We start from the raw sequence: 7,175 nt of genomic DNA on the forward strand, positions 1-7,175 counted from the left end.
TGCAAGCCGCGGATTTCCGCGATCGAAGTCGGGCCGCACGTCGGCGCCACTGGACGCCGTCCCATAAAGGGAATCTCACTGGCTCCACTTATCAGGACTGCCGGTTGCACTCCAACACAGGGGGAGCCCGCAGCATGATCAGAGAACCCTATTTTGATACATATTCGATCCCTGCACGCGTTTGTTTTGCCATTGCTGTGTTTGGTGGCGCATTGCTGATCGCCGTAGCGGTTACGAGCGTCTACTTCACAAAATAACGCAGCTGGAACCCCGTGGTAAAACGTTAGGCTCAGACCGAAACCAGAGGTCGGTACTGGCGTTGGGCACAATGGATGACGAAGAACTCAAGGCCCACAGTGAACAAGCCCTTGTCGTGGTGACCCTCAGTACGGCAACGCTGATCGCGTGCGTCACCCTCTTGGTTTCGCAACTGTAAGGCCGTCTCAGTTGGCGGCCTCTTCGGGTCCCAGCTTCTGCGGCCCTAATGCGATTGCAAAGCTCACCGAGGGCTTGTCCTCTCGCGAAGAGTCCAGAGAGACCGGCGCTTAATCGACTGTCCTAGTTCCCCTCTGCACGCTGGCCTCGTGGGGCGACGGTAGCCGATATCGTCGGATGCCGGACAGAAAACGCCGTCATCGAGGGCGGAATCACATGGAAAAGACAGAGTCTTCCGCTTCAGTGTGACGCGAACGGTTCGCTAACCACTGCCATTCCGCCGCGCGCGCATCAACAAGAAAAACAGACCGATGGCTATCACCGCCACTGTGCCGGACGATATCGCCCGGTCACCCGCGCCGGCATTCGCCGCACCGAAGACGAAAAGCAGGTAGATGGTCGCTACCGTCCCGACCAGGATCTTGGCGAGGCGCATACCGCCGCCAAGGCAAACGATGATCAGCACGGTGCAGGCGATTATGACCCAGACCATTTGAGGCTCACAAGATTACGCCGCTCTAGGTTGCTATGCTGGAGGCGCGCTCGTGGAACGTCAAGCGGACTTGCGCAGCCAATAGTCGAGAACAAAGCACGAAGCGCCGTGTACGATCCGTGTATCATCGACTAAGCGGGACTAGACAGGAAAGGCTCAAACTAAAGGGTTTTCGTCTTAACGAGACGAGACACGGAAAGCGAAAGAACAGAACGCGCAACGTTTTGAAAACACTGGCGATCCCGGCAGGACTCGAACCTGCAACCCGCGGAGTAGAAATCCGCTACTCTATCCAGTTGAGCTACGGGACCGTCTTGAGCCGCCCAGCTTTGGGGGACTGGCCGTTCATCTAACATGCCAATATGAAAAATCTGGTGTTTCGCCAAGCCTGAACCGAACCGTTTTCCTCAATGCCGCGACAAAGCGGAACGGTGGGGTGTCAGGGTGCCGGGTTGAGCGGCAGCGGACTGGACGATGGATCACATCGCCGGGACCGCTGAAGAGCTTCCGGGACACCGCCGCCGGTCGACTGGTCCGGTATTGCTGCGCCATCAGGACGGCGTGCGCAGCGGTATCTTGATCGGTCTCCTCTGGGCTTGCCTTGTCATGGCGATTGCGACGATTTTCTCCTTTGGTTCCATCGCCTTGAGTCCGTCACCTTTCCGCGCATTTCTTGCGACAAGCGGCGTTCGTCCGCGATTTCCGGGAGTCCAGCCATGATCGGTCTTGTTCGCGCCGTCACAATCTGCGCCGCGCTGGCGCTTGGCCTTTCGGCTGCGCAGGCCGCCGACAAGGCCTTCAAGCGGGACGATCTCGCCGATTCCGCGATCAAGCTGGAGGCCCAGATCAAGAGCGAGGCAGGGCCGGTCGCCAGGACAAGTGTGATGCTGCGCACCGACGCGGATGCCGCGTTCCGCCGCAACGACTATCGCACCGGCCTCTCGGTGCTCGGCCAGATCGCGGCCACCACGCCGGACGATGCCGGCAATTGGCTGCGGCTCGCCAAGGTCATCTTCCAGATCTCGCCGAAGAGCTCGAGCGAGCAGACATTCCTGCTGGAGCGCGCCTCGACCGCCGCCTACATCGCCTATCAGCGCGCCGGCAATCCGGGCGAGGAGGCGGATGCGCTCGCGGTGCTCGGCAAGTCGCTGGCCGAACGCAAGCTGTGGCGGCCGGCGCTGGATTCGCTGCGGCTGTCGCTCGACATGCGCGAGGTCGCCGACGTCCGCGGCCAATATGAGAAGCTGCGCGACGAGCACGGCTTCCGGCTGCTCGACTATACCGTGGACTCGGATTCGGCGAGCCCGCGCGCCTGCTTCCAGTTCTCGGACGAGCTTGCCAAGCGAACCGACTTCGCGCCTTTCCTGGCGCTGGCGGGGCAGGACAAGCCGGCGCTGTCGGCAGAAGGCAAGCAGCTCTGCGTCGACGGGCTGAAGCACGGCGAGCGCTACAACATCAATCTGCGCGCCGGCCTGCCGTCGACCGTGAAGGAGGGCCTGACGAAATCGGCCGAGTTCAACATCTACGTCCGCGACCGCAAGCCCTTCGTGCGCTTCACCAGCCGCGCCTATGTGCTGCCGAAGACCGGCCAGCGGGGCATCCCCGTCGTCAGCGTCAATACGCCCGCCGTCAACATCAACGTCTTCCGCATCGGCGATCGCAACCTGATCAACACGGTGGTCGACAGCGATTTCCAGAAGACGCTGTCGAAATACCAGCTCTCCGATCTCGGCGACGAGCGCGGCGTCAAGGTCTGGTCCGGCGAGCTTGCGACCGCGATGACGCTGAACCAGGACGTCACCACGGCATTCCCGGTCGACCAGGCGCTCGGCGAGCTCCAGCCGGGCGTCTACGTGATGACCGCCACGGCCAAGGGCCCGGGCTCGGACGACGACTACCAGCTCGCCACCCAATGGTTCATCGTTTCCGATCTCGGCGTGTCGGCCTATTCCGGCAATGACGGCATCCACGTCTTCATCAACTCGCTGGCCTCGACCGATCCGGTCGGCAAGGCCGAGGTACGGCTGGTTGCCCGCAACAACGAGATCCTGGCCACCCGCAAGACCGACGATTCCGGCCACGTGCTGTTCGAGGCAGGGCTCGCGCGCGGCGAGGGCGGGCTGTCACCTGCAATGCTCACCGTCACCGGCGAGAAGGCCGACTACGCCTTCCTCAGCCTGAAGACCTCCGCCTTTGATCTGTCCGACCGCGGCGTCTCGGGGCGCGCTGTTCCGGCTGGGGCCGACGCCTTCGTCTACGCCGAGCGCGGCGTCTACCGCTCCAGCGAGACCGTCTATCTGACCGCGTTGTTGCGCGACGGGCAGGGCAATGCCGTCACCGGTGGCCCGCTGACGCTCGTCATCGAACGTCCCGACGGCGTCGAATTCCGCCGCGCCGTGCTGCCCGACCAGGGCGCCGGCGGCCGCACGCTGGCCGTGCCCCTCAACTCGGCCGTCCCCACCGGAACGTGGCGGGTGCGCGCCTTCACCGATCCGAAGGGGGCTTCGGTCGGCGAGACCACGTTCATGGTCGAAGACTACGTCCCCGATCGGATCGAATTCGACTTGTCCGCCAACGACAAGCTGATCAAAGCTAACATTCCTGTGGAGCTTAAGGCGGACGGTCATTTCCTCTATGGCGCGCCGGCCTCGGGTCTTGCACTCGAAGGCGACATGCTGGTGGCGCCTGCGAGCGAACGTCCCGGCTTTGCCGGCTATCAATTCGGCGTCGACGACGAGGAGACCACCTCGAATGAGCGTGCGCCGCTCGAGAACCTGCCGGAGGCCGACGCCAATGGCGTTGCGACTTTCCCGGTGACGCTGGACAAGCAGCCGGCCTCGACCCGGCCGCAGGAGGCGCAGATCTTCGTCCGCATGGTCGAGACCGGCGGCCGCGCCGTCGAGCGCAAGCTCGTGCTGCCGATCGCGCCGGCGACTGCCATGATTGGCGTCAAGCCGCTGTTCGGCGACAAGAACGTCGCCGAGGGCGACAAGGCCGAGTTCGACGTCGTGTTCGTCTCGCCCGGGGGCGAGAGGTTGCGCCGCGACGGCTTGCGTTATGAGCTCCTGAAGATGGAGTCGCGCTACCAGTGGTATCGCCAGAACAATTACTGGGAGTACGAGCCGGTCAAGTCGACCTCGCGGGTCGCCGACGGGGATGTCACGATCGCTGCCGAGAAGCCGTCGCGCATCTCGCTGACGCCGCAACCTGGCCGTTATCGGCTGGATGTGAAGTCGAACGATGCCGACGGCCCGGTGACCTCGGTGCAGTTCGACGTCGGCTGGTATTCCGACGGCAGCGCCGACACGCCGGATCTCTTGGAGACCTCGATCGACAAGCCGCAATACGCCTCCGGCGACACCATGACGGTGTCGGTCAATGTCCGCAGCGCCGGCAAGCTGACCATCAACGTGCTCGGCGACCGCCTGCTGACGACCCAGACCGTTGACGTCAAGGAAGGCACCGCGCAGGTGAAGCTCCCGGTCGGCAAGGACTGGGGCACCGGTGCTTACGTCGTGGCGACGCTGCGCCGTCCGCTCGATGCAGCTGCGCAGCGCATGCCGGGCCGCGCCATCGGCCTGAAATGGTTCGGCATCGACAAGCAGACCCGCACGCTGCAGGTGAAGCTGACGCCGCCGGCGCTGATCCGGCCGAATTCGTCGCTGAAGATCCCCGTCAAGCTCGACGGGCTCAATCCGGGCGAGGACGCCAAGATCGTCATCGCCGCGGTCGACGTCGGCATCCTCAACCTCACCAACTACAAGCCGCCGGCGCCCGACGACTACTATCTCGGCCAGCGCCGCCTGAGCGCCGAGATCCGCGATCTCTACGGCCAGCTGATCGATGGCATGTCGGGTACGCGCGGCCAGATCAAGTCCGGCGGCGACGCCGGGGCTGCCGAGCTCCAGGGCTCGCCGCCCACGCAAAAGCCGCTCGCGCTCTATTCCGGCATCGTCACGGTCGCCGCCGACGGCACCGCCGAAGTGAGCTTCGACATTCCGGAGTTCGCCGGCACCGCCCGCGTGATGGCGGTGGCGTGGACCGCCACGAAGCTCGGCCGCGCCAACACTGACGTCGTGATCCGCGATCCCGTGGTGCTGACCACGACCCTGCCGCGCTTCCTGCTCAATGGCGACCACGGCACGGTCAATCTCGAGATCGACAATGTCGAGGGCCAGGCCGGCGACTACGTCGTCAACGTGAAGACCGGCGGCCCGGTGAAGATGACCGGCAATCCCGCGACCACGGTCAGGCTCGCGGCCAAGCAGCGCAACGCGTTCTCGCTCGCGCTCGATGCGACCGCGGCAGGGCAGGCGACGCTCGACGTCGACATCAAGGGGCCGAATGGCCTCGCACTGGCGCGCCACTACGCGTTCGACGTCAAGGCGGCAACGCAGGTGCTGGCGCGGCGCTCGATCCGGACGCTTGCCAAGGGGGAGAGCCTGACGCTGACCTCGGACATGTTCTCCGACCTCGTGCCGGGCACGGGCAGCGTCTCGGTCTCGGCGAGCCTGTCGACCGCGCTCGATGCGGCGACGATCCTCAAGGCGCTCGATCGCTACCCCTATGGCTGCTCGGAGCAGATCACGAGCCGGGCCATGCCGCTGCTCTATGTCAACGATCTCGCTGCCGGTGCGCATCTCGCGATGGACACCGAAGTCGACCAGCGCATCCGCGACGCGATCGAACGGCTCTTGGCGCGCCAGGGCTCGAACGGCTCGTTCGGCCTGTGGTCGGCGGGCGGCGATGATGCCTGGCTCGATGCCTACGTGACGGACTTCCTCACCCGCGCCCGCGAAAAGGGCTTTGTGGTGCCGGACGTGCTGTTCAAGAACGCGCTCGACCGCATCCGAAACTCCGTGGTCAATGCCAACGAGCCCGAGAAGGACGGCGGCCGCGATCTCGCCTACGGTCTCTACGTGCTGGCACGCAATGGCGCGGCGCCGATCGGTGATCTCCGCTATCTCGCCGACACCAAGCTGAACAACCTCGCGACGCCGATCGCAAAGTCTCAGCTTGCGGCGGCGCTGGCGCTGGTCGGCGACCGCAATCGCGCCGAGCGGGTGTATGGTGCCGCGCTCGACAGCCTCGCGCCCAAGCCGGTCCTGGAGTTCGGCCGCACCGACTACGGCTCGCAGCTTCGCGATGCCGCAGCGCTCGTCTCGCTCGCCAGCGAAGGCAACGCGCCGAAGGCGACGCTGACGCAGGCAGTGTCGCGGGTCGAGACCGCGCGCGGGCTCACGCCCTACACCTCCACGCAGGAGAACGCGTGGTTGGTGCTGGCGGCGCGGGCATTGGCAAAGGAGAATCTCTCCATGGAAGTGGATGGCCAGCCGGTCAAGACTGCGCTCTACCGCAGCTATAAGGCGGACACGCTGAGCGGCAAGCCGCTGAAGATCACCAACACCGGCGATGCGCCGGTACAGGCGGTGGTCTCGGTGTCGGGCTCGCCGGTGACGCCGGAGCCGGCGGCGTCGAACGGCTTCAAGATCGAGCGCAATTACTTCACGCTCGACGGCAAGCCGGCCGATATCAGCAAGGTCAAGCAGAACCAGCGATTTGCCGTGGTGCTGAAGATCACCGAGGCGAAGCCCGAATACGGTCACATCATGGTGTCGGACTATCTGCCGGCCGGTCTCGAGATCGACAATCCCAAACTGGTCTCGTCGGGCGACAGCGGCACGCTGGACTGGATCGAGGACGGCGAGGAGCCTGAGGATACCGAACGCCGCGACGACCGCTTCACCGCGGCGGTCGACCGGGCCTCGGATTCCAAATCGGTCTTCACCGTCGCCTATGTCGTGCGCGCGGTGTCGCCCGGCAAATATGTGCTGCCGCAGGCCTATGTCGAGGACATGTACAATCCCTCGCGCTACGGTCGCACCGGCACGGGTAATGTCGAGGTGCGGGCAGCGAAGTGAGTGATAGTGGGATGAGCGAGGCGGATCATAGCTCGCGTCATTCCGGGGCGGCTCGAAGAGCCGAGCCCGGAATCCCGAGGTTCCGGATCTGGTCCTTCGGACCATCCCGGAACGACGGCAATGGAGTGCGGGGCAGGGGCCATCGCCTCCTCTCAGCCCTCGCCCTCACCCTCATCCTCGCCATCTGCACCTTCGTCGGCTGGGTCTACTCGCTCGGTCCTCTCCCGCTCGACGAGGCTCGGCAAGTCTCCACCACCATCGTCGACCGCAACGGAAAGCTGCTGCGCGCCTATGCCATGGCGGATGGGCGCTGGCGGCTGCCGGTC

Annotated in this window: 4 protein-coding genes, 1 tRNA gene and 1 pseudogene; 4 read left to right on the plus strand and 2 right to left on the minus strand. The window is 64.8% G+C overall.

What is annotated here, in order from left to right; translation table 11 throughout:
• Positions 1–257, plus strand: a 257-nt coding sequence (locus IC50_RS42830) for a hypothetical protein (protein WP_210161545.1), incomplete at its 5' end; no start/stop codon positions are given.
• A gap of 440 nt (positions 258–697) precedes the next feature.
• Here IC50_RS42830 and IC50_RS30510 read toward each other — a convergent pair.
• On the minus strand, positions 698–928 hold the full coding sequence (locus tag IC50_RS30510; RefSeq protein ID WP_035713772.1) for a hypothetical protein: 231 nt from the start codon (positions 926–928) through the stop codon (positions 698–700).
• 234 nt (positions 929–1,162) lie between these two features.
• A tRNA-Arg gene (locus IC50_RS30515) sits at positions 1,163–1,239 on the minus strand.
• Positions 1,240–1,402: 163 nt separating this feature from the next.
• On the opposite strand from IC50_RS30515, the gene IC50_RS41595 reads away from it, so the two are divergent.
• From IC50_RS41595 to IC50_RS43390, 3 genes and pseudogenes are all read left to right on the plus strand, one after another.
• Positions 1,403–1,648: a hypothetical protein gene (locus tag IC50_RS41595; RefSeq protein WP_157461120.1), complete on the plus strand. Its 246-nt coding sequence runs from the start codon at positions 1,403–1,405 to the stop codon at positions 1,646–1,648.
• Complete coding sequence (locus IC50_RS30520) at positions 1,645–6,849, plus strand: alpha-2-macroglobulin family protein (RefSeq protein WP_035713774.1); 5,205 nt, start codon at positions 1,645–1,647, stop codon at positions 6,847–6,849. Before IC50_RS41595 ends, IC50_RS30520 begins: the two co-directional genes overlap by 4 nt.
• An 11-nt stretch (positions 6,850–6,860) precedes the next feature.
• Positions 6,861–7,175 (plus strand): annotated as a pseudogene (locus IC50_RS43390) (penicillin-binding protein 1C); the annotation flags it as partial.

This window comes from Bradyrhizobium genomosp. I (2014) (genome assembly GCF_000261685.1).
Classification (GTDB): domain Bacteria; phylum Pseudomonadota; class Alphaproteobacteria; order Rhizobiales; family Xanthobacteraceae; genus Bradyrhizobium.